This is a genomic window from Pseudomonas sp. MPB26 (assembly GCF_046605355.1).
Classification (GTDB): Bacteria; Pseudomonadota; Gammaproteobacteria; order Pseudomonadales; family Pseudomonadaceae; genus Aquipseudomonas; species Aquipseudomonas cedrina.
Window position 1 is genome coordinate 2,632,834 of record NZ_CP176793.1, and the last position, 21,962, is coordinate 2,654,795.

Sequence of the window (21,962 nt, forward strand, 5' to 3'; positions counted from 1 at the left end):
ATGGCTACCGTTAAAGTAACGCTGATCAAAAGCATGACCGGCCGCATCCCTAACCATAAATTGTGCGTTAAAGGTCTGGGTCTGCGTCGCATCGGTCACACTGTAGAAGTCCAGGATACTCCCGAGAATCGCGGGATGATCAACAAGGCTTACTACATGCTGCGTGTAGAGGGTTAATCGATGAAACTCAATGATCTGAGTCCAGCGCCGGGTTCCCGTCGCGAAAAGCATCGTCCGGGCCGTGGTATCGGTAGCGGTTTGGGTAAGACTGGTGGCCGTGGCCACAAAGGTCAAACCTCCCGCTCCGGTGGCACCATCGCTCCAGGCTTTGAAGGCGGTCAACAGCCGCTGCATCGTCGCCTGCCTAAGTTCGGTTTCGTATCCCTGAAGGCCATGGATCGCGCAGAAGTGCGTCTGTCCGAGCTGGCTAAAGTGGAAGGCGACATCGTTACTGTGCAGACCCTGAAAGATGCCAACGTGATCAACGTCAACGTACAGCGTGTGAAAATCATGCTGTCCGGTGAAGTGACTCGCGCTGTCACTATCGGCAAGGGAATCGGCGCCACCAAAGGTGCGCGTTCGGCTATCGAAGCAGCTGGCGGCAAGTTCGAGGAATAAATGGCTAAGCAAGGTGCTCTCTCAGCGCTCGGCAAAGGCGGTATGTCTGAACTTTGGGCTCGTCTGCGTTTTCTGTTCCTGGCGATTATCGTCTACCGAATAGGCGCACACATCCCGGTTCCAGGTATCAACCCGGACCGACTCGCAGACCTGTTTCGACAGAATGAGGGGACCATTCTTAGCTTGTTCAACATGTTTTCCGGCGGCGCGTTGGAGCGGATGAGCATTTTTGCGCTGGGGATCATGCCGTATATTTCGGCATCGATCATCATGCAATTGATGACCGCCGTCAGCCCGCAGCTGGAGCAGTTGAAGAAGGAAGGTGAAGCTGGTCGTCGCAAGATTAGCCAGTACACCCGCTACGGCACTGTCGTCCTCGCCCTGGTTCAAGCTATCGGCATGTCCGTTGGCCTGGCCGGGCAGGGCGTTGCGTTCACTGGTGACTTTGGCTTCCATTTCGTCGCAGTATCCACTTTTGTGGCTGGTGCGATGTTCATGATGTGGCTGGGTGAGCAGATTACTGAACGTGGTGTTGGCAACGGTATCTCGATGTTGATTTTCGCAGGTATCGTCGCCGGTCTTCCGAGAGCAATCGGGCAGTCTTTCGAGTCTGCACGACAGGGTGATATCAATATCTTCGCCCTGGTTGCCATCGGTTTGCTGGCAGTAGCGATTATCGGTTTTGTGGTGTTCATTGAGCGTGGCCAGCGTCGTATTGCTGTTCACTACGCCAAGCGTCAGCAGGGCCGTAAGGTCTTTGCTGCGCAGACCAGCCACTTGCCGCTGAAAGTGAATATGGCCGGCGTTATTCCGGCAATTTTCGCGAGCAGCATTTTGCTGTTTCCGGCTTCGTTGGGTACCTGGTTTGGTCAGTCTGAAAATATGGGCTGGCTGCAGGACCTCTCTCAGTCGATCGCTCCTGGTCAGCCGTTGAATATTCTGCTGTTTAGTGCAGGGATTATTTTCTTCTGCTTCTTCTATACGGCGTTGATGTTCAATCCGAAAGACGTAGCGGAAAACCTGAAGAAGTCCGGTGCCTTTATTCCGGGTATTCGTCCAGGTGAGCAGTCTGCGCGCTACATTGATGGCGTTCTGACTCGTTTGACCCTGTTCGGTGCTCTATATATGACGGCCGTGTGTCTGCTTCCCCAGTTCCTGGTGGTTGCAGCAAACGTTCCGTTCTACCTTGGCGGGACCTCGTTGCTGATCGTGGTCGTGGTTGTGATGGACTTCATGTCCCAAGTACAATCGCACCTCGTTTCGCACCAGTACGAATCCCTGATGAAGAAAGCCAACCTGAAGGGCTACGGCAGCGGCATGTTGCGCTGAGTACCCCATAAGGTTCGAGGAGTTGGTGATGAAAGTTCGTGCATCGGTGAAAAAGCTGTGCCGTAACTGCAAGATTATTCGCCGCGAAGGTGTTGTTCGAGTAATTTGCAGCGCGGAACCGCGTCACAAACAGCGCCAAGGCTGAATGTGATCCGCTTGAAGCCCGGCAGCTAGTGCGCTGCCGGGTTGATTATTTGTTATTACAGCGATATTATCTCGCGCCCTATTTCTTGGCTTCCGGGGCGTAGGTAGCTGTCAATTGGAGTCCCACTGAATGGCCCGTATTGCAGGCGTTAACATTCCAGATAACAAGCACACTGTTATCTCGCTGACCTACATCTATGGTGTTGGTCGCACTACTGCGCAGAAAATTTGCGCAGACACTGGGGTAAACCCAGCCGCAAAGATCAAGGATCTGAGCGACGAGCAGATCGAGCTGTTGCGTGGCGAAGTGGCGAAGTTCACCACTGAAGGTGACCTGCGTCGCGAAATCAACATGAAAATCAAGCGTTTGATGGACCTCGGTTGCTACCGCGGTCTGCGTCATCGTCGTGGTCTTCCAGTACGCGGTCAGCGTACCAAGACTAACGCGCGTACCCGTAAAGGTCCGCGTAAGCCGATCCGCAAGTAATCGCCCACGCGAATCGACAGGAAAATTATCATGGCAAAACCTGCTGCTCGTCCTCGTAAAAAAGTTAAAAAGACAGTGGTTGATGGCATCGCCCACATCCATGCATCTTTTAACAACACCATCGTGACCATCACCGACCGTCAAGGTAACGCGCTTTCTTGGGCTACCTCCGGTGGTTCGGGTTTCCGCGGTTCCCGCAAGTCCACCCCGTTTGCTGCTCAAGTAGCTGCTGAACGTGCTGGCCAAGCTGCGCTGGAATACGGCCTGAAAAACCTCGACGTTAACGTCAAAGGTCCAGGTCCAGGTCGTGAGTCTGCTGTCCGTGCTTTGAACGGCTGTGGCTATAAGATCGCCAGCATCACCGACGTGACGCCAATCCCGCACAACGGGTGCCGTCCGCCGAAGAAGCGCCGCGTGTAATCCAGGAGATTGTAAAGAATGGCTCGTTACATTGGTCCAAAATGCAAACTCGCTCGTCGCGAAGGCACCGATCTCTTCTTGAAGAGCGGCGTGCGCGCGATCGAATCGAAGTGCAACATTGAAGCAGCACCTGGTATCCACGGCCAACGCCGCGGTCGCCAGTCCGATTACGGCACCCAACTGCGTGAAAAGCAGAAGGTCCGTCGTATCTACGGCGTTCTCGAGCGTCAATTCAGCGGCTACTACAAAGAAGCTGCTGGCAAGAAAGGTGCAACTGGTGAAAACCTGCTGCAACTGCTCGAATGCCGTCTGGACAACGTTGTATACCGTATGGGCTTTGGTTCGACTCGTGCCGAATCCCGTCAGCTGGTATCGCACAAGTCGATCAGCGTTAACGGTCAAACCGTAAACGTTCCGTCCTACCAGGTTCGTGCTGGTGACGTGGTTGCAGTTCGCGAGAAAGCTAAAAACCAACTTCGCATTGTCCAAGCTCTCGATCTGTGTGCCCAACGTGGCCGCGTAGAATGGGTAGAAGTAGACACTGAGAAGAAGTCGGGCGTTTTCAAGAACGTTCCTGCTCGCAGTGATCTGTCCGCCGACATCAACGAAAGCCTGATTGTCGAGCTCTACTCCAAGTAAGGGCTAGAAAATAGGTGCATCCATGCAGATTTCGGTAAATGAGTTCCTGACACCCCGCCACATTGATGTGCAGGTTGTCAGTCCAACCCGCGCCAAGATCACTCTCGAGCCTCTCGAGCGTGGTTTTGGCCACACCCTGGGCAACGCGCTGCGCCGCATCCTGTTGTCCTCAATGCCCGGCTGTGCAGTAGTCGAGGCCGAGATTGACGGTGTGCTCCACGAGTACAGCGCCATCGAAGGTGTACAGGAAGACGTAATTGAAATCCTGTTGAACCTTAAAGGTCTGGCTATCAAGCTGCACGGCCGTGACGAAGTTACGCTGACCTTGTCGAAGAAGGGTTCGGGGGTGGTTACCGCTGCCGATATTCAGCTGGATCATGATGTCGAGATCGTTAACCCCGATCACGTAATCGCTAACCTGGCGTCTAACGGCGCCCTGAACATGAAGCTCACCGTAGCTCGTGGTCGTGGTTATGAACCGGCCGACTCGCGTCAGAGCGATGAAGACGAAAGCCGCAGCATTGGTCGCTTGCAGCTTGACTCTTCGTTCAGCCCGGTTCGCCGTATCGCATACGTGGTGGAAAACGCCCGTGTCGAGCAGCGTACTAACCTGGACAAGCTGGTTATTGATCTGGAAACCAACGGTACCCTGGATCCTGAAGAGGCTATTCGCCGCGCTGCAACCATTCTGCAACAGCAGTTGGCTGCGTTCGTCGACCTCAAAGGTGATAGCGAACCAGTGGTAATCGAGCAGGAAGACGAGATCGATCCGATCCTGCTTCGCCCGGTTGACGATCTGGAACTGACTGTACGTTCGGCTAACTGCCTTAAGGCGGAAAACATCTACTACATCGGTGACCTGATTCAGCGTACCGAAGTAGAGCTGTTGAAGACTCCGAACCTGGGCAAGAAATCCTTGACTGAAATCAAGGACGTTCTGGCCTCCCGCGGTCTGTCCCTCGGCATGCGCCTCGACAACTGGCCGCCTGCAAGTCTTAAGAAGGACGACAAGGCGACTGCCTGATCGTCGTAATCACCGAACGTGAGTTTGGTAAGGAATGAACCATGCGTCATCGTAAAAGTGGTCGTCACCTGAGCCGTACCAGCTCGCACCGCAAGGCCATGTTTCAAAACATGGCGGTGTCGCTGTTCGAGCACGAGCTGATCAAAACTACACTGCCAAAAGCTAAAGAACTGCGTCGCGTTGCTGAGCCGCTGATCACTTTGGCCAAGACAGACAGCCTGGCTAACCGCCGTCTGGCTTTCGACCGTACTCGCTCGAAAGCTATCGTTGGTAAGCTCTTCAACGACCTGGGCAAGCGTTACGCTACCCGTGAGGGTGGCTACCTGCGCATCCTCAAGTGCGGTTTCCGCACTGGCGACAACGCGCCTATGGCGTACGTCGAGTTGGTTGATCGTGCTACTGCTGGCGAAGCTGTAAGCGCCGAGTAAGCCGATAAGCTGTATCGAAGAACCGGGCCTAGCGCCCGGTTTTTTGTGTGCGCAATAAAGGCGTGATGCGTACAAGTTTCCCAGGGTTGCGCTTGGCACTATGGGGGGTGGAATTATTGTTAGTTATTTTCTATTGATGCCGACAATTTAATAAATTTGTGGCCGTCATGTTGATGGTCAATACTCCTCCCCAAGCCGATTAGCCGGCAGTTCCAAGCCCGACCTAAGGAAATTGCGCATGAGCCAGAATAAAGTCCTTACCACCGCCAGCGGTGCCCCCGTTGCGGATAACCAGAATTCCCGTTCCGCCGGCCCGCGCGGCCCATTGCTGCTCGATGACTTCCACCTGATCGAGAAGCTCGCGCACTTCAACCGCGAGAACATCCCCGAGCGTCGTGTGCACGCCAAGGGGTCGGGCGCTTACGGCACCTTCACCGTCACCCAAGACATCACTCGATACACCAGCGCCAAGCTGTTTGAAGCTGTTGGCAAGCAAACCCCGACCTTCCTGCGGTTTTCAACCGTAGGTGGTGAGCGCGGTTCAGCGGACACCGAACGTGATCCACGTGGCTTTGCGTTGAAGTTCTACACCGAAGAAGGCAACTGGGACATCGTGGGTAACAACACTCCTGTGTTCTTCATTCGCGACCCATTGAAGTTCCCGGACTTCATCCACACCCAGAAGCGCCTGCCGCAAAGCAACCTGAAAAGCGCGCAGATGATGTGGGACTTCTGGTCGCACTCCCCGGAAGCGTTGCACCAGGTCACTATTCTGTTTTCGGACCGTGGCATTCCCGACGGCTATCGTCACATGCACGGCTTTGGCAGCCACACCTACAGCCTGATCAACGCCAACGGCGAGCGTCACTGGGTCAAGTGGCACTACAAGACCCAGCAAGGCATCAAGAACCTGGCGCCGGCCGAAGCAGCGCGCCTGGCGGGTACCGATCCCGATTACGCCCAGCGCGATCTGTTCGGTGCGATCGAGCGTGGTGATTTCCCGAAATGGCGCGTCTGCATTCAGGTCATGAGCGAAGCCCAGGCGAATGCTCATTACGAGAACCCGTTCGACGTGACCAAAACCTGGTCGCAGAAAGAATTTCCGTTGATTGAAGTCGGTGAATTGGAACTCAACCGCAACCCGCAAAACTACTTCGCTGAAGTTGAGCAGGCGGCTTTCGGCCCGAGCAACATGGTTCCAGGTGTGGGCCTGTCGCCGGACCGCATGCTGCAAGGTCGTGTGTTCGCGTACGCCGATGCCCACCGCTACCGCGTGGGCACCAATCACCAGCAACTGCCGGTGAACGCCCCACGCAATCAAGTGAACAGCTATCAGCGCGACGGCTCGATGGCGTTCGGCAGCAACGGTGGCGCGGCGCCCAACTATGAGCCGAACAGCTACGCCGATGCGCCGAAGCAAGCACCTCAGTATGCAGAGCCGGCCTTGGCCTTGAGCGGTGCCGCAGATCGTTATGATCACCGTGAAGACACCGATTACTACAGCCACGCCGGTGCGCTCTTCCGCCTGATGAACGACGAGCAAAAAGCGCTGCTCACCAGCAATATCGCCGGTGCGATGAGTGGAGTGTCCAGCGATGTAGTCCAGCGTCAGTTGCAGCACTTCTACAAGGCAGATCCTGCTTATGGAGAAGCAATCGCAAAGGCACTGGGCGTATCGCTTAACTAACTCTAAACGATAAGCAGAACCGCCCTCATTTGGGCGGTTTTTGCGTTATTTCAGCTACTTTTCTCCGAAAACCTTCACTTTTCTGCCGTTGGTCCCGTGACCTTCGAGTCGGCATGGTTCAAACTACAGCCTTTAAAGCAGGGAGATGTAGGGCGATGCAAGGTCACCCCGACGTAATCGATTACCTCAACACGTTGCTGACGGGCGAACTGGCTGCTCGTGACCAATATTTCATCCATTCGCGCATGTACGAAGACTGGGGCTTTACCGAGCTCTACGAACGTATCAACCACGAGATGGAAGAAGAGGCACAGCACGCCGACGCACTGATGCGCCGTATCCTCATGCTCGAAGGCACGCCGCGTATGCGTCCGGATGACTTGGATGTGGGCACCACGGTACCTGACATGCTCGCTGCCGACTTGCGCCTGGAGTACAAGGTGCGTGCCGCGCTCTGCAAGGGCATCGAGCTCTGCGAGCAGCACAATGACTACGTCACGCGGGAAATCCTGCGGGTGCAGTTGAATGACACTGAAGAAGATCACACCTACTGGCTGGAAAAGCAGTTGGGCCTGATCAAGCTGATCGGCCTGGAGAATTACCTGCAATCGCAGTTCTGATCCCCGGCGACAAAAAAGCCCCTGTCACTGCAAAGTGACAGGGGCTTTTCATTGGGCCCGGAAAAGTCAGGCCCGGTCGCGCTCCAGCAGCGGCTTCAAATAGTAGCCGGTGTGTGACTGCGGCATTTCGGAAACCTGCTCCGGTGTGCCCACCGCAATGATCTGGCCACCCTTGGAACCGCCTTCCGGCCCAAGGTCCACCAGCCAGTCGGCGGTCTTGATCACATCCAGGTTGTGCTCGATGACCACCACGGTATTGCCGTGGTCACGCAGGCGGTGCAGAACGTCCAGCAGTTGCTGGATATCCGCGAAGTGCAGGCCGGTGGTCGGCTCATCGAGGATATACAAGGTCTTGCCGGTATCGCGCTTGGACAGCTCGCGGGACAGCTTCACCCGCTGCGCCTCACCACCGGACAGCGTGGTCGCCGACTGGCCCAGTTTGATATACGACAAGCCTACATCCATTAATGTCTGCAGCTTGCGCGCCAATGCTGGAACCGCGTCGAAGAACACCCGCGCTTCCTCAATGGTCATCTCCAAGGTTTCGTGGATATTCTTGCCCTTGTATTTGATCTCCAGGGTCTCGCGGTTATAGCGTTTGCTCTTGCACACATCGCATGGCACGTAGATATCCGGCAGAAAGTGCATCTCCACCTTGATCAAGCCATCGCCCTGGCACGCTTCGCAGCGCCCGCCCTTGACGTTGAACGAGAAACGGCCTGGCCCGTAACCCCGCGAGCGGGATTCCGGAACACCCGCAAACAGTTCACGGATGGGTGTGAACAACCCGGTGTAGGTCGCCGGGTTGGAACGCGGCGTACGGCCGATTGGGCTCTGGTCGATATCAACGACTTTATCGAGCAGTTCCAGGCCTTTGATGCTGTCGTGGGGCGCCGCCTCAAGGGTGGTCGCGCCGTTCAAGGCGGTGGCACTCAAGGGGAACAACGTGTTGTTGATCAGCGTCGATTTGCCCGAGCCGGAAACACCGGTCACACAGGTCAGCAGGCCCAGCGGAATCTCCAGGTCGACATTGCGCAGGTTGTTACCACGCGCGCCCTTGAGGTGCAGCGCCATCTTCTTGTTACGCGGCGTGCGCTTGGCCGGCACCGCAATTTTCACACGGCCCGACAGGTACTTGCCGGTCAGCGAGTCCGGATGCGCCATGACTTCGGCAGGCGTGCCCTGGGCGACAATATGTCCGCCATGCACGCCCGCGCCCGGGCCGATGTCGACTACGTAATCCGCCAGGCGAATTGCGTCTTCATCGTGCTCGACCACGATCACCGTGTTGCCGATATCGCGCAGGTGTTTCAACGTACCCAGCAAGCGATCGTTGTCCCGTTGATGCAAGCCAATCGACGGCTCATCGAGGATATACAACACACCCACAAGGCCGGCACCGATCTGGCTGGCCAGGCGAATCCGCTGGGCCTCACCGCCCGACAACGTGTCGGCACTGCGATCCAGCGACAGGTAATCCAGGCCGACGTTGACCAGGAACTGCAGTCGCTCGCGAATTTCCTTGAGGATCTTGTCGGCAATTTCGCCGCGGCGGCCGGTCAGCTTGAGCACACCAAAGTACTCGCAGGCGTCGCCGATCGGCAGGTTGGTGACCGCAGGCAATGTCTTTTCGCCCACCCACACATGCCGCGCCTCGCGACGCAGGCGCGTGCCGCGGCAATCCGGGCAAGGCTGGGTGCTGAGGAATTTCGCGAGCTCTTCACGCACGCTGGCCGATTCGGTCTCGCGGTAGCGGCGCTCAAGGTTCGGCACGATGCCTTCGAACGGGTGGGAGCGCTTGACGATATCGCCACGGTCGTTCAGGTACTTGAAGTCGACGTTCTGCGAACCGCTGCCGTTGAGAATGACCTTCTGCTGGTCTGCTGGCAGTTGGTTGAACGGCACTTCGAGGCTGAACTTATAATGCGACGCCAGCGACCCCAGCATCTGGAAGTAGTAGACGTTGCGCCTGTCCCAGCCACGAATCGCCCCTTCCGCCAGCGTCAGGTCGCCGTTGACCAGGCGCTTGATGTCAAAAAACTGCTTCACCCCCAGGCCGTCACAGGTCGGACAGGCGCCGGCCGGATTGTTGAAGGAAAACAGCTTGGGTTCCAGCTCGCTGATGGCATGGCCGCAGATCGGGCAGGCAAAACGCGCGGAAAAGATGATCTCTTCGCCCGGCTCGTCATCCATCGGCGCCACCAGGGCGATGCCATCGGCCAGCTTCAGCGCGGTTTCGAACGATTCGGCCAGGCGCTGCTGCAGGTCGGCGCGCACCTTGAAGCGGTCGACCACCACATCGATCGAGTGCTTCTTCTGCTTGTCGAGCTTGGGTGCTTCGTCCAGCTCATAGAGTTTGCCGTTGATCCGCGCGCGCACAAAACCTTGGGCACGCAGCTCCTCGAAGACGGAAAGGTGTTCACCCTTGCGCTCACGAATCACCGGCGCCAGCAGCATCAGCTTGGCGCCTTCCGGCTGGGCCAGCACCAAGTCGACCATCTGGCTGACGGTCTGGGCTTCCAGGGGAATATCGTGGTCCGGGCAACGCGGAATACCCACCCGTGCATACAGCAGGCGCAGGTAGTCGTAGATTTCGGTAATGGTGCCCACGGTGGAGCGCGGGTTGTGGGAGGTCGACTTCTGTTCGATGGAGATCGCCGGCGACAGTCCTTCAATGGTGTCGACGTCGGGTTTTTCCATCATCGACAGGAACTGGCGGGCGTAGGCCGACAGGGATTCCACATAGCGACGCTGGCCTTCGGCATACAGCGTGTCGAACGCCAGCGATGACTTGCCAGACCCGGACAGGCCGGTGATGACGATCAGTTTGTCCCGGGGCAGGGTCAGGTCGATGTTCTTCAGGTTGTGGGTTCTAGCCCCACGAATCAGGATCTTGTCCAAGATGGCCTCGCACGGCGGGCTTAAATAATGCCGGAGTATACGGCTAAAGACTGGATGAATATACACTGTCAAAAGGCCGCTTGCAGCCTTGGATGAAAGCTGCGCGGCAAAGCGCCGCATATACCCTCTCAATCGATGGGACTGGTAGAATCGCCGCCGGTTCACACGAGGTTTTTCCATGCACGATCCCCACAGCGAACGCATGAGTAGCGGCGAGACCCGAGCGGCAAGCGGTCTGGCCCTGGTGTTTGCCTTCCGTATGCTTGGCATGTTCATGGTGTTACCGGTGCTGGCGACCTATGGAATGGATCTCGCAGGCGCGACCCCCGCATTGATCGGCCTGGCGATTGGCGCCTATGGTCTGACCCAGGCGATTTTCCAGATTCCGTTCGGGATCATTTCCGACCGCATCGGCCGCCGCCCGGTGATCTACCTCGGGTTGATTGTCTTCGCCCTGGGCAGTTTGCTCGCGGCTCAATCCGATTCCATTTGGGGCGTGATTGCCGGGCGCATTCTGCAAGGCGCCGGTGCGATTTCCGCCGCGGTCATGGCGTTGCTTTCCGACCTGACCCGCGAACAGCATCGCACCAAGGCCATGGCCATGATTGGCATGACCATCGGTCTGTCGTTTGCCGTGGCCATGGTGGTCGGCCCCTTGCTGACCCGCGCGTTCGGCCTGCACGGGCTGTTCCTGGCAACCGGCGGCATGGCGTTGTTCGGCATCGTGATAGTGGCCTTCATGGTGCCGCGCTCCACCGGCACGTTGCAGCATCGCGAGTCGGGCGTCGCGCGCCAGGCGCTCTTGCCGACGCTCAAGCACCCCGATCTGCTGCGCCTGGATTTAGGTATCTTCGTGTTGCACGCAATGCTGATGTGCAGCTTCGTCGCCTTGCCACTGGCGCTGGTGGAAAAAGCCGGGCTGCCCAAGGAACAGCACTGGTGGGTGTACCTGACCGCGTTGCTGATTTCATTCTTCGCCATGATCCCGTTCATCATCTATGGCGAGAAAAAACGCAAAATGAAACGAGTTTTGCTCGGCGCCGTCGCGACGCTGATGCTCACTGAGCTATTCTTCTGGCAGTTCGGCGACAGCCTGCGGGCGCTGGTAACCGGCACGGTGGTGTTTTTCACCGCGTTCAACCTGCTGGAGGCTTCATTGCCTTCGCTGATCAGTAAAGTTTCACCGGCCGGCGGCAAGGGCACGGCGATGGGGGTGTATTCCACCAGCCAGTTCCTGGGCTCTGCGCTGGGCGGCATCATGGGTGGCTGGATGTTCCAGCATGGCGGTTTGTCGGTTGTTTTCCTGGGATGCGCCGGGCTGGCTGCACTTTGGCTGGCCTTTGCTGTTACCATGCGCGAACCTCCCTATGTGACGAGTCTGCGCTTGCCGTTATCGCCCGACGCGATGCGCGAAGCTGGCCTGGCCGAGCGCCTGAAGGCCGTTACCGGGGTTACCGATGCCGTGGTTGTCGCTGAAGAAGCCGCCATCTACATCAAACTAGACACCGAATTATTGGATCGCGCGACGCTCGAGCAACTGGTCAACCCAGTGCCGACAGCGCGCCCAGCTTAGGAGAACGTTATGGCCCGTGGGGTTAACAAAGTCATATTGGTCGGTACGTGCGGCCAGGATCCCGAAGTTCGCTACTTGCCTAACGGTAACGCCGTGACCAACCTGAGTCTGGCGACCAGCGAGCAATGGACCGACAAACAGACTGGCCAGAAAGTCGAGAAGACCGAATGGCACCGTGTGTCGATGTTCGGCAAGGTTGCGGAGATCGCCGGTGAGTACCTGCGCAAGGGTTCGCAGGTGTACATCGAAGGCAAGCTGCAAACCCGCGAGTGGGAAAAAGACGGCATCAAGCGTTACACCACTGAAATCGTGGTCGACATGCAAGGTACCATGCAGTTGCTGGGCGGCCGTCCACAGGGCGACCAACAAGGCCAGGGCGGCATGTCCAACTCGGCACCGCGCCCGCAGCAGTCGCGTCCGCAGCCAAGCCAGCAGCCACAGCGTGAGTCGCGTCCAGCGCCACAACAGGCCGCTCCGCAGCCGGCTCCGGATTTCGACAGCTTTGATGACGATATTCCGTTCTAGGATAATTTCGAATCTGGGTTGTAGAGCGTCACCTGAAAGCCCCTGAGCCACGCTCCAGGGGCTTTTTATTGACCTCGCAAGAGCACGCGACTGACACAAACAGGGATGAACATCATGTCTAGCAAGGTTTTCTTATGCGTATTGAGCGCCATTTTGATCAGCGGTTGCACTGCGCGGCAGGCCGACACTAAGCCTCCGGTTTCCCTGGCCGATGACAAAACCCTGATTGTTGGGCTCTGGGCCATGCGGGCTTTGAACGAAGGTCAAACGAATGTGGCTGAATTCAGACCCGACGGCCAATTGTTGCTGCACTCGTTCAACTGCGTGAAATCCATCCAGGAACCCACGGACGTGCTGAGCTATTCCGTCGCCGATGATGGCCAAGTAATCAATATGATATTGCCGAGCAGCACCGTCGAGCTGAAAGTCTTGTCTTTTTCACCCGAGTTCATGCAATTCACCAGTTGGAGCGGGGGAATGCAGGTCAGATACGACTACGAAAAAGTCGACAAGGTCGATTCGGTGTGTGATCGCTACCCTGACCTAAAGGCGGAGCGGGCCCGCAACACCCCCTATAAAGACAGTGATTTCGTGGCGGCCCCGAGCATTCCCGACCATCCGGACATGGATCGCTACATCGGTACATGGGGTTCTGACAACGTAGTGACGGTCAAGATCGCCCGGGATGTACACGGGGGTTTTTACCTGAGTATGCCCAGTGACAAAAACTGGCATTACCTCTATAACAACGTCCACTGGGTGGGCAATGTGCTGCACTTTCAACGTTATACCTACTCGGACAATGAAGCGTCATTTCCCCATCCCAGGCACAAGCTACAAACCCCGACCAGTCTTGAACCGATGCCCGGCGGTAGCCTGCGCGAGGACTTCGTCCTCAATGGCGACCCGTACATGAGTGTTCTGACGCGAATGAAATAACGCTGTGTACGCTGCGCAACAGCCGTCCTGCATGGCTGCCGCCGCCATCCTCGAACCGGCGCAGCACCGCCAAGTCCCGCCGAGTCCTGGCATTTGCTCTCATGGCTAACAAAAATTAGGCTGTAGCCCACCTCAAAAAGAAGGAGCGCCGTGATGACCTGGTCAGCCCAGCAATACATCCTGTTCGAACAGCAGCGCACCCGTCCTGTCCGTGACCTGGTCGCGGCCATTCCAAACACCGAGGTGCGTAACGCCGTCGACCTGGGTTGCGGCCCCGGCAATTCCACTGAGGTATTGGCCGAACGCTTTCCGCACGCCCACGTCACTGGCCTGGACAGTTCCGACGATATGCTGGCCGACGCGCGCAAACGCCTGCCGGCGCTCAGCTTCGAGCTGGCGGATATCGGTGCCTGGAACCCTGCGCAAACCTTCGATGTGATCCTGGCCAATGCGTCCCTGCAATGGCTGCCGGATCACGCCACGCTTTACCCGCACCTGGTCCATCAGTTGACCCCCGGTGGCACACTGGCGGTGCAGACGCCTGACAACCTCGATGAACCCGCTCACCGGCTTGCCCGCGAAGTGGCGGCTGATGGGCCATGGTCTTCCAAAATCGGCGCGGTCAAACACAATGAGCGCCACACGCCGAGCTACTACTACGAGCTGCTGGCTAAACACTGCGGCACCGTCGATGTGTGGCGCACCACTTATCTGCACCCGCTGGCGGATCACGCCGCCGTGGTGGAATGGTTCAAGGCTTCGGCGCTGCGGCCCTTTCTGGCTCCGTTGAGTGAGGCTGAAAAGACCGCCTTCCTACGTGAATATCAAGCGCGTATTACCCAGGCTTATCCCGCCCTGGACGATGGCACCGTGTTGCTGCCCTTTCCGCGCTTGTTCATCATCGCTGCACGTTGATACTCGAGTGGGGTCAAGCGGCTGCCGCTTGCGCCTTCAGGTATTCATCTGCCGAGACCACGCTTGCGTAACCAAACGCCAGCGACGCCATGTAAGCCCCGTGCACCTGCGCCGCTGGAATCACCTGCCCATTAAATTCCTGATCGCGCGTCGCGCACGCGTCATGAATCACCGTCACCGTGTAACCCAGGTCCGCCGCCGCTCGCGCCACGGCATCAATGCACATATGGCTCATGCTGCCGACCACGACCAGTTCCGTGATGCTGCGTTGTTCCAGCACCGCACGCAGGTTGGTCTCACGAAACGCATTCACGAAATGTTTGAGCACCACCGGTTCATTGGCTTCGTTCAGCACTTTGGCATGCAGGTGCGCACCCTCGGAGCCCGGCGTGAAGAACGGCGCGTCCTCGGAAGTGAACTCGTGACGCACGTGAATCACCGCGTGGCCCGCCTGGCGAAACGCTTGCAACACGTGCGCGGCCTTGTCTGCCGCGGCCTCCACACCGTCGAGTGGCCACTTGCCCTGGGGGAAGTAGTCGTTCTGGATATCGATTAGGATGAGCGCTTGCTTGGCCATGTGTGTTGCCTCGTGATGGGGTGATGGGCCCAGTATGTTAGCTGGCGCCTGACTCCGGGATTGGCTGCACCGACAATAACAGAGGGAAAACTGACAATGGCCGTAGTTGAGCTGGGCGTATTGATCTACCAGGGCGCGCAATTGGCCGCCGTGCATGGTTTGACTGATTTGTTCGGCGTGGCTAACCGCATTGCCGCCGAGCATCAATCGGCACAACTGCCGTTGCTGCGCGTCAGCCATTGGCAGGTGGACGCGACCGGCCAGCCGGTGCGGGTATTCAGCAGCCATCCCGGCCCGGCTCAACCGATGATGGCCGTTCTGGTGCCGCCGTCAATGGGTGAGTTCACCGAAGAGCAAGCACCCCCTGCGTTGCTGCAGTGGCTTCGCCAGCAACACGCTGCAGGCACCGTGCTCGGCGGCGTGTGCATCGGGTCGGTCATGCTGGCGCGTAGCGGATTGCTCGACGGGCGCAGCGCCACCACGCATTGGTCTTCCGCCGAATCCTTCGCCGCCCGTTACCCGGCCGTACGCCTGGAGGCGGACAAGCCCATCGTAGATGACGGCGACCTGATCACCACCGCTGGCTTGATGGCCTGGTCCGAACTTGGCCTGCGCCTGGTCGACCGCCTGATGGGTCCAAGCCTCGCGGCCGATACCGCACGCTTCCTGGTGATTGAACACAGTGACAGCGCTAGCCAATGCGGCAGCAATTTCGCGCCGATCCTCGGCCACGGTGACGCTGCGATCCTCAAGGTCCAGCACGGGTTGCAGGCGAGCGGTGCGGTGGATGTTTCCCTGGCGGCGATGGCGCAGGAAGCGGGCCTGGAAGAGCGCACCTTCCTGCGGCGGTTTCGCAATGCCACGGGCTTGAAACCCACCGAATATTGCCAACACCTGCGAGTGGGCAAAGCGCGGCAGATGCTGGAGTTTACCAATGGCACTATCGACCATATTGCCTGGACCGTGGGTTATCAGGACCCCAGCGCGTTTCGCACCCTCTTCAAGAGAATTACCGGCTTGGCGCCAAGTGACTATCGCCGCCGATTTGGAGTTTGAATCGTGCAGAACGCCGCAACGTCAACGCGGCGTCGTGCAGAATAAAACAGGCCAACTGCCATCCCTTCTTCGTCAACCGGCTGATTTGTAAAACCCTCCGTGCTGAATAGGCCTTGGCCTGATCCCTGCAACCCTCTTGCCTCACCACTGCGGGATGGCCAAGGAGGATGCATGACCCCGACTCAGCGCACGAAGCTGGTAGTCGCCCACTCCACGCGAGTCGGCGCGCCAACGCATGAGATCGAAACCAACCGAGCCTTGGCGCGCTGGCTGGCGCAGATACTGGGGCTCAAATTCGGCGGCAGCTACGACCCCGAACTGCACGCGGGACGAGCGTTGTACCTGCTGCCCACGCAGACCCTGGTCGGCCCGGACCAGGCGCGGGCGTTCAATGTTCGAGGGCCAGAGGATCTGTGGGGTGGCTACGTTGACCACGACTTCATCTGCACCAAAGCCATCACCCATGGCGTGATCGGCCCGCAGGCCAAAGCGCCCGAGGGCTGGTCGGCATTGTTCTGCGAGCGGGTGCGAGACGTCGTACTGGATGGCTTGAGCGTTTTCGCCCTGGAGGACGCACGAGCCGCCGCCACACGTTTGCTTTACAGCGGGCCTATCCGCCTGAAGCCGGTGCATGCCTGCGCGGGCCGCGGCCAGGAAATTATCCGCAGCCTCGACGAACTCGATGCCGTGCTGGCTCGGCCCGATGCCGCCACACTCTTCAACGAAGGCGTGGTGCTGGAACAAGACCTGAAGGATGTCGTCACACACAGTGTCGGCCAGAGCTTTATCGGCGCCCATGTGTTCAGCTACTGCGGCGAGCAATACCTGACTGAAGACGGGCAGGGCGCTGAGGTCTATGGCGGTTCCAGCCTGTTGGTCGTGCCTGGCGGCTACGCTGATCTGTTGAAGCTCGAACTGCCCGACGATGTGCGCGAAGCCATCGGACAAGCCCAGGTATTCGACAGCGCCGCTGATGAAGCCTACCCCGGTTTCTATGCGTCGCGGCGCAACTACGACATCGCCCAAGGCCTGGACAGCGATGGGCAACGTCGCAGCGGCGTGCTCGAACAATCCTGGCGCATGGGCGGGGCCAGCAGCGCAGAGGTCGCGGCGCTGCAGAGCTTTGTCAACGACCCTGGCCTCAAGGCCATTCGGGTCGCTTCGGTGGAAACCTACCAAGACCAGGCGCTGCCGGCCAACGCCATTGAGGTGTACCGCGGCCCGGCGGAAAACAGCGACTTTCTTCTCAAGTACGTGACGGTTGAATCTTATGACGGCTAGAAGCGAAAGCATTGCGATCGACATCGACGACGAACAGATGAGCGGCACGTTCCTGAGCCCCAAATCCAAAGTGCCGGGTGTGTTGTTCGTGCATGGCTGGGGCGGCAGCCAGGAGCGCGATCTGGAGCGAGCCAAAGGCATCGCCGGGTTGGGCTGCGTGTGCCTGACCTTCGACCTGCGCGGCCACGCGGGTGCCGGTATTCCGTTATCCCGCGTCACCCGTGAAGACAACCTGCGCGACCTGCTGGCGGCCTACGACCGCTTACTGGCGCACCCGGCCATCGACACCTCGGCGGTGGCGGTGGTGGGCACCAGTTACGGCGGCTACCTGGCGGCGATCCTCACCTCATTGCGCCCGGTGCGCTGGCTGGCGCTGCGCGTGCCGGCGTTGTACCGCGATGAAGAATGGCTCAAGCCCAAGCGCGACCTGGACAAGATGGACCTGATGGATTACCGCAGCACCCTGGTGCATGCCGAAACCAATCGCGCCTTGCACGCCTGTTCGGCATTTACCGGCGATGTGCTGATCGTGGAGTCGGAGACGGACGATCACGTGCCCCACGCCACCATCATGAGTTACCGCGCGGCGTGCCAGCAGACGCACTCGCTGACCCATCGCATCATTGACGGCGCCGACCACTCTCTCAGCGATCCGGTGTCCCAGCAGGCCTACACCTCGATCCTGGTGGACTGGATTACCGAGATGGTGGTGGGGGAGCGGTTGAGCATCATCCAGTCCAGATAATTCGGTGCTCTGTTAGACCGCTTTCGCGAGCAAGCCCGCTCCCACATTCGACCGCGTTCCAAAGGATGTACACGGTTAAATGTGGGAGCGGGCTTGCTCGCGAAGGCGATCGACCAGCCCCTACAGCCTCAAGCCGGTGTTTTTTTCACCCGCAACGCCTTGGCCTTCGCCTCCACCCCTAGGTACATCACCAGCGCAATCAGCAGCGGCAAAATAAAGTAGATCGCCCGGTACGCGATCAACCCGGCGAGCAAACTGCCCCGTGACGCCTCATGCTGCAACAACGCAATAAACACCGCCTCCAGCACGCCGAGCCCGGCCGGGATATGTGTGAGCACTCCGGCAATCGCGCTGATCAGCAACACCCCCAGCACCAGTGGGTAGTCCAGTTTGGACGGCAGCAGAGTGAAAATCACCGCCGCCATCAGCGACCAGTTCAACGCGCCCAGCATCAACTGCAGACACGCCATGCGCAACGACGGCAGGTTGATTTCCATGCCGCGAATGGTCCACGCACGCTTTTTAGAAAACTGGCACGCCGCCAAGTAACCCAGGCTGGCCAGCACCAGCAACGCGCCGATGCCTTGCAAGGCCGTGGTGCTGACCTTCCAGCCCGGCGGCATGGTGACCAGGCCGCTGCTGAAAATCACCCCCGAGATGGCCATGTAGCCGAACCAATTGGTGGCCAGGCTCAGGCCGAGGATCTTGGCGATATTGCCGGTGCTCACCCCCAGCCGAGAATACAGCCGATAGCGCATGGCGATACCGCCGACCCACGCACTCAGGTTGAGGTTGAACGCATAGCTGATGATCCCCACCGGCAGGATCTGCTTCCACCTCAGGTTCTGGCGAATGTAGGCACGGCCGATCAAGTCGAAGCTGGCGTACACCAGAAAGCTGCACAGCGTCAGTGCGCCCGCGATCAGAAGGGTGCGCACCTTGAATTCGCCCAGGGTCTGCAGCACTTCGCTCCAATCGATGCGCCGCGCGAGCATCGTGAACAGTACGATCAGCAGCAGGAAGAAGACGACAGTCAGCGGTTTCTTCCAGCGCTGGAACCGCGAGCCTTTGGTTTCAGACGTCATGGGGCTGGGCCTCAAAGGGTTTCAATCGTGGCTTGTGCGCAGGCAGCCAGCCGGTCAGCGCGGGGAAGTGGCGCATCACATGGAACACCAGAAAACCCACGGTCAGACGCCACAGCCACAGGCGTGGCTTGCGCTTTTCCGGCATGGTCTGGCAATGATTCCTGGCCAGGGCTTCCAGGCTGTCATAAAGCTGTTGATTGAAGCCTCGGTCACGAATCAACACGTTAGCTTCCAGGTTCAGCGCCAGGCTCAGTGGGTCCAGATTGCTCGAGCCCACGGTGCTCCAGTCGTCATCCACCAGCGCCACTTTGCCGTGCAGCGGGCGTTGGCAATATTCATGAATCACCACGCCATCCTTGAGCAAATAGTCGTAGAGCATGCGTGCCGCCAGTTTGGCCAGCAGCACGTCGGGCTGGCCCTGCATGATCAGTTGCACGTGCACGCCACGGCGCGCGGCGTTGCGAATCTCGCGCAGCAGGCGATAGCCGGGGAAGAAGTAGGCATTGGCGATCACCGCGCGTTTTTGCGCCTTGCTCAATGCGTGGATATACGCCTCTTCGATGTCGTCGCGATGCTGCAGGTTGTCGCGATAGATCAGGCGAACCAGACCGTCGCCTTGCTCGTTCGACCAAGCCGTAGGCCGTTGCTGGCGCCGCCGCCAGCCGCGTCGCGTGCGCACCTGGCGCCCGCTTTGTGCCAAGGCGAAATGATGCAGGTCGGCCACCACCGGCCCTGTCACTTGCACGGCGTAATCCTGCTTGGCTTCGGGGCCAAAATCGCCCAGGTGATCGGCGGAAAAATTGATCCCGCCGATAAACCCCACGCTGGCGTCCACCACCACGATCTTGCGGTGCAGGCGACGAAACCAGTTGGTGCGGATGCCCAGGGTCTTGGACGCAGGGTCAAACATCTGCACCATCACGCCAGCCTCGGCCAACTCACGCAGGAACGACGGGCTCAGCTCGCCGCAGCCAAAACCGTCAAGGCTCGCCACCACCTTCACGCCGCGCTGCGCGGCCTCGATCAAGATGCCTTGCAGCTCATAGCCAACCTTGTCTTCGAAAAGGATGAAGGTCTCCAGCAGGATCTCGCGCTGGGCCTGACGCATGGCCTCGAACACCCTGGGAAAGTACGCCTCGCCGTTCTCCAGCAACTCGATCTGGTTGCCGCTCTGCCAGCCGTAATCCAAGTCACGGGCCTTGGTTTCATCCGGCGGCTGGTCGGTGGAAATGTGTTCTACCGCGACGTTCATAACTCGACCTCCACCGACAGCGGCACATGATCGGATAAATGGGACCAGGGGCGCGTGTTCAGCACCCTGGGGTTATGCGCGGTCAGATTGCGTACGTAAATGCGATCCAGCGCCAGCAATGGCAAGCGCGCCGGAAAGGTGCGCGCGAGTTTGCCGTCGGCTTCGAAAAACACTTCCCTCAGGCCGCTCTGGCTCAGGTCGGCGCGCTGGCGCCAGTCGTTGAAATCGCCAGCCACCACCAGTGGCGCATCGGCCGGGATCTCGCTGATACGTTGCTCCAGCAGGCGCAGTTGTTGCTGGCGATGCACCTCGCGCAAGCCCAGGTGCATGCAGATCGCGTGCACTTCCTGGCCGGTGCTCGGCAGGCGCAGCACGCAATGCAGCAGGCCACGGTTTTCGTGGCCGCTTTGGGAAATGTCGAGGTTGTCGTAGCTCACAATCTGGAATTTCGACATCAACGCATTGCCGTGGTCGCCGTGGGGGTAGACGGCATTGCGCCCATAGGCGAATTGCGGCCAGATACTGTCAGCGAGGAACTCGTACTGCGGCATTTTCGGCCAGTCGCTGTAGCGCTGCGGATGGCGTTCGTGGGTACCGTGGATTTCCTGCAGGAACACGATATCGGCGCCCACGCTGCGCACCGCTTCGCGTAACTCAGGCAGGATGAAACGTCGGTTCAGTGCGGTGAAGCCTTTATGGATATTCACCGTCAGCACCGTGAAGCGCTTGATGGCGGTGGTGGGCGGGGTGGGCATCAATTCCGGATGGGTCACGGCAATACCCCCGGCGCAGGCAGTTTTCCGGGCTCGGTGGCGAGGTGTTTATCCAGCCCGAAACGCTGCAGCAATTGGCGTGCATCAAAGGGCGCACGCACCTTGATGTCATTGTCGAAAAAGCAGAACACGTCCCGCTGTTTGCGGGCGCGGGGCTTGTGGTGCGGGTCGGCCAGCTTGGCGTCGGCAGGTTGCTTGCCCTGGCTCCAACGCTCGATGCGATCACCCCAGCGCTTGAGGGCTTCGTCGCTGTAGCCACTGGCGTACAGCTCCTTGTCGCCGTGCAGGCGCAGGTACATGAAGTTGGCGGTGACATCTTCCAGGTAAGGCCATTTGCTGGCGGTGTCCGCTACCACGAGCGCCACCCCATACTTGTCCAGCATCTGCACAAACTCCGGAACGGCAAAACTTTTGTGGCGGATCTCCACCGCGTGGCGCAGCGCGCGCTTGCCATGGGCTTGCATGCTCGCCTTGCCGTTCAGGCGCGGTTCATGCTGACGGGCGAGGGCGGCCGCCTGTTGGGTGTCGGTGGGCAGTTCCTGCAGAAAGGCTTCGAACAGCGGCGGGTCGAACTTGAAGCTGGGCGGGAACTGCCAAAGGATCGGGCCGAGCTTTTCCTTCAGCTCCAGTACCCCGGAGGCAAAAAAGTTGGCCATCGGCGCATGCACGTCCCTTAACCGCAGGATATGGGTAATAAAGCGCGGCGCCTTGACGCTGAACACGAAGCCTTCGGGCGTGTCGGCATACCACTCGGCGTAACGCTTGGGGGTTTGCAGCGCATAGAACGAGCCATTGATCTCGATGCTGTTGACGGCGCGTGACGCAAACTGCAGCTCGCGTTTCTGGGTCAGCCCTTCGGGGTAGAAGTCCCCGCGCCAGGGCGTGTAGCGCCAGCCGGAAATGCCGATGTGAATCGCCGCCATGAATGCTCCCGTCAAAAAGGG

At 58.9% G+C, this 21,962-nt stretch carries 24 protein-coding genes; 18 read left to right on the forward strand and 6 right to left on the reverse strand.

The window, feature by feature from the left end; all coding sequences use genetic code 11:
- The 11 genes from rpmD to bfr all read left to right on the forward strand — a co-directional run bounded on the left by rpmD (position 1) and on the right by bfr (position 7,396).
- On the forward strand, positions 1 to 177 hold the full coding sequence (rpmD, locus tag ACLH0H_RS12160) for a 50S ribosomal protein L30 (protein ID WP_003176408.1): 177 nt from the start codon (positions 1 to 3) through the stop codon (positions 175 to 177).
- A 3-nt stretch (positions 178 to 180) separates the two neighbouring features.
- Complete coding sequence (gene rplO / locus ACLH0H_RS12165; RefSeq protein ID WP_003176407.1) at positions 181 to 618, forward strand: 50S ribosomal protein L15; 438 nt, start codon at positions 181 to 183, stop codon at positions 616 to 618.
- Positions 619 to 1,947 carry a preprotein translocase subunit SecY gene (gene secY, locus ACLH0H_RS12170; protein WP_003194637.1) on the forward strand — a complete coding sequence of 443 codons (1,329 nt, stop codon included), beginning with the start codon at positions 619 to 621 and terminating at the stop codon, positions 1,945 to 1,947.
- A gap of 28 nt (positions 1,948 to 1,975) precedes the next feature.
- Entirely contained in the window at positions 1,976 to 2,092 is a 117-nt protein-coding gene (gene rpmJ, locus ACLH0H_RS12175) for a 50S ribosomal protein L36 (protein WP_002555468.1), read from the forward strand.
- 129 nt (positions 2,093 to 2,221) lie between these two features.
- The gene (rpsM, locus tag ACLH0H_RS12180) at positions 2,222 to 2,578 is read left to right on the forward strand and encodes a 30S ribosomal protein S13 (protein WP_003210063.1); all 357 of its coding nucleotides are present in this window, start codon (positions 2,222 to 2,224) and stop codon (positions 2,576 to 2,578) included.
- 30 nt (positions 2,579 to 2,608) lie between these two features.
- Positions 2,609 to 2,998 (forward strand): 30S ribosomal protein S11, encoded by a 390-nt coding sequence (gene rpsK / locus ACLH0H_RS12185; RefSeq protein WP_002555466.1) that lies wholly within the window; start codon positions 2,609 to 2,611, stop codon positions 2,996 to 2,998.
- 18 nt (positions 2,999 to 3,016) lie between these two features.
- Positions 3,017 to 3,637, forward strand: a complete 621-nt coding sequence (rpsD, locus tag ACLH0H_RS12190; protein WP_003176404.1) for a 30S ribosomal protein S4 — start codon at positions 3,017 to 3,019, stop codon at positions 3,635 to 3,637.
- A gap of 22 nt (positions 3,638 to 3,659) precedes the next feature.
- Positions 3,660 to 4,661 (forward strand): DNA-directed RNA polymerase subunit alpha, encoded by a 1,002-nt coding sequence (locus ACLH0H_RS12195; RefSeq protein WP_003176403.1) that lies wholly within the window; start codon positions 3,660 to 3,662, stop codon positions 4,659 to 4,661.
- A gap of 41 nt (positions 4,662 to 4,702) precedes the next feature.
- Positions 4,703 to 5,089 carry a 50S ribosomal protein L17 gene (rplQ, locus tag ACLH0H_RS12200; RefSeq protein WP_007918448.1) on the forward strand — a complete coding sequence of 129 codons (387 nt, stop codon included), beginning with the start codon at positions 4,703 to 4,705 and terminating at the stop codon, positions 5,087 to 5,089.
- Positions 5,090 to 5,327: 238 nt separating this feature from the next.
- On the forward strand, positions 5,328 to 6,776 hold the full coding sequence (locus ACLH0H_RS12205; RefSeq protein WP_411382153.1) for a catalase: 1,449 nt from the start codon (positions 5,328 to 5,330) through the stop codon (positions 6,774 to 6,776).
- A 155-nt stretch (positions 6,777 to 6,931) separates the two neighbouring features.
- The gene (bfr, locus tag ACLH0H_RS12210) at positions 6,932 to 7,396 is read left to right on the forward strand and encodes a bacterioferritin (protein ID WP_003176400.1); all 465 of its coding nucleotides are present in this window, start codon (positions 6,932 to 6,934) and stop codon (positions 7,394 to 7,396) included.
- A gap of 66 nt (positions 7,397 to 7,462) precedes the next feature.
- Here the strand turns inward: bfr and uvrA are convergent, their stop codons facing one another.
- A complete protein-coding gene (gene uvrA, locus ACLH0H_RS12215; RefSeq protein ID WP_411382154.1) occupies positions 7,463 to 10,297 on the reverse strand; it encodes an excinuclease ABC subunit UvrA in 2,835 nt (944 codons plus the stop codon).
- 178 nt (positions 10,298 to 10,475) lie between these two features.
- Here uvrA and ACLH0H_RS12220 point away from each other — a divergent pair, with 178 nt between their 5' ends.
- The 4 genes from ACLH0H_RS12220 (at position 10,476) to tam (ending at position 14,249) form a co-directional block, all read left to right on the forward strand.
- On the forward strand, positions 10,476 to 11,870 hold the full coding sequence (locus ACLH0H_RS12220) for an MFS transporter (protein WP_411382155.1): 1,395 nt from the start codon (positions 10,476 to 10,478) through the stop codon (positions 11,868 to 11,870).
- A gap of 9 nt (positions 11,871 to 11,879) precedes the next feature.
- The gene (locus tag ACLH0H_RS12225) at positions 11,880 to 12,395 is read left to right on the forward strand and encodes a single-stranded DNA-binding protein (protein WP_003232445.1); all 516 of its coding nucleotides are present in this window, start codon (positions 11,880 to 11,882) and stop codon (positions 12,393 to 12,395) included.
- Between the two features lie 114 nt (positions 12,396 to 12,509).
- Positions 12,510 to 13,334 carry a hypothetical protein gene (locus ACLH0H_RS12230; RefSeq protein WP_411382156.1) on the forward strand — a complete coding sequence of 275 codons (825 nt, stop codon included), beginning with the start codon at positions 12,510 to 12,512 and terminating at the stop codon, positions 13,332 to 13,334.
- 153 nt (positions 13,335 to 13,487) lie between these two features.
- Positions 13,488 to 14,249 carry a trans-aconitate 2-methyltransferase gene (gene tam / locus ACLH0H_RS12235; RefSeq protein ID WP_411382157.1) on the forward strand — a complete coding sequence of 254 codons (762 nt, stop codon included), beginning with the start codon at positions 13,488 to 13,490 and terminating at the stop codon, positions 14,247 to 14,249.
- Positions 14,250 to 14,262: 13 nt separating this feature from the next.
- On the opposite strand, the gene ACLH0H_RS12240 is transcribed toward tam, so the two are convergent.
- Positions 14,263 to 14,826 carry a cysteine hydrolase family protein gene (locus tag ACLH0H_RS12240; protein WP_411382158.1) on the reverse strand — a complete coding sequence of 188 codons (564 nt, stop codon included), beginning with the start codon at positions 14,824 to 14,826 and terminating at the stop codon, positions 14,263 to 14,265.
- Between the two features lie 96 nt (positions 14,827 to 14,922).
- Here ACLH0H_RS12240 and ACLH0H_RS12245 point away from each other — a divergent pair, with 96 nt between their 5' ends.
- The 3 genes from ACLH0H_RS12245 (at position 14,923) to ACLH0H_RS12255 (ending at position 17,908) form a co-directional block, all read left to right on the forward strand.
- Positions 14,923 to 15,882 (forward strand): GlxA family transcriptional regulator, encoded by a 960-nt coding sequence (locus tag ACLH0H_RS12245; RefSeq protein WP_411382159.1) that lies wholly within the window; start codon positions 14,923 to 14,925, stop codon positions 15,880 to 15,882.
- 171 nt (positions 15,883 to 16,053) lie between these two features.
- Complete coding sequence (locus ACLH0H_RS12250; RefSeq protein WP_411382160.1) at positions 16,054 to 17,163, forward strand: DUF3182 family protein; 1,110 nt, start codon at positions 16,054 to 16,056, stop codon at positions 17,161 to 17,163.
- Entirely contained in the window at positions 17,153 to 17,908 is a 756-nt protein-coding gene (locus ACLH0H_RS12255; protein WP_076952611.1) for an alpha/beta hydrolase family protein, read from the forward strand. The genes ACLH0H_RS12250 and ACLH0H_RS12255 overlap by 11 nt, the downstream gene beginning before the upstream one ends.
- A gap of 128 nt (positions 17,909 to 18,036) precedes the next feature.
- Here ACLH0H_RS12255 and ACLH0H_RS12260 read toward each other — a convergent pair whose 3' ends face one another.
- Genes ACLH0H_RS12260 through ACLH0H_RS12275 form a run of 4 tightly spaced genes read right to left on the reverse strand, consistent with a single transcriptional unit; the run spans position 18,037 to position 21,941 of the window.
- Positions 18,037 to 18,993 (reverse strand): lysylphosphatidylglycerol synthase domain-containing protein, encoded by a 957-nt coding sequence (locus ACLH0H_RS12260; protein ID WP_411382161.1) that lies wholly within the window; start codon positions 18,991 to 18,993, stop codon positions 18,037 to 18,039.
- Complete coding sequence (clsB, locus tag ACLH0H_RS12265; protein ID WP_411382162.1) at positions 18,983 to 20,245, reverse strand: cardiolipin synthase ClsB; 1,263 nt, start codon at positions 20,243 to 20,245, stop codon at positions 18,983 to 18,985. Before clsB ends, ACLH0H_RS12260 begins: the two co-directional genes overlap by 11 nt.
- Positions 20,242 to 21,000, reverse strand: a complete 759-nt coding sequence (locus ACLH0H_RS12270; RefSeq protein ID WP_411382403.1) for an endonuclease/exonuclease/phosphatase family protein — start codon at positions 20,998 to 21,000, stop codon at positions 20,242 to 20,244. Before ACLH0H_RS12270 ends, clsB begins: the two co-directional genes overlap by 4 nt.
- 14 nt (positions 21,001 to 21,014) lie before the next feature.
- Positions 21,015 to 21,941: a DUF72 domain-containing protein gene (locus ACLH0H_RS12275; protein WP_411382163.1), complete on the reverse strand. Its 927-nt coding sequence runs from the start codon at positions 21,939 to 21,941 to the stop codon at positions 21,015 to 21,017.
- Positions 21,942 to 21,962 lie beyond the last annotated feature (21 nt).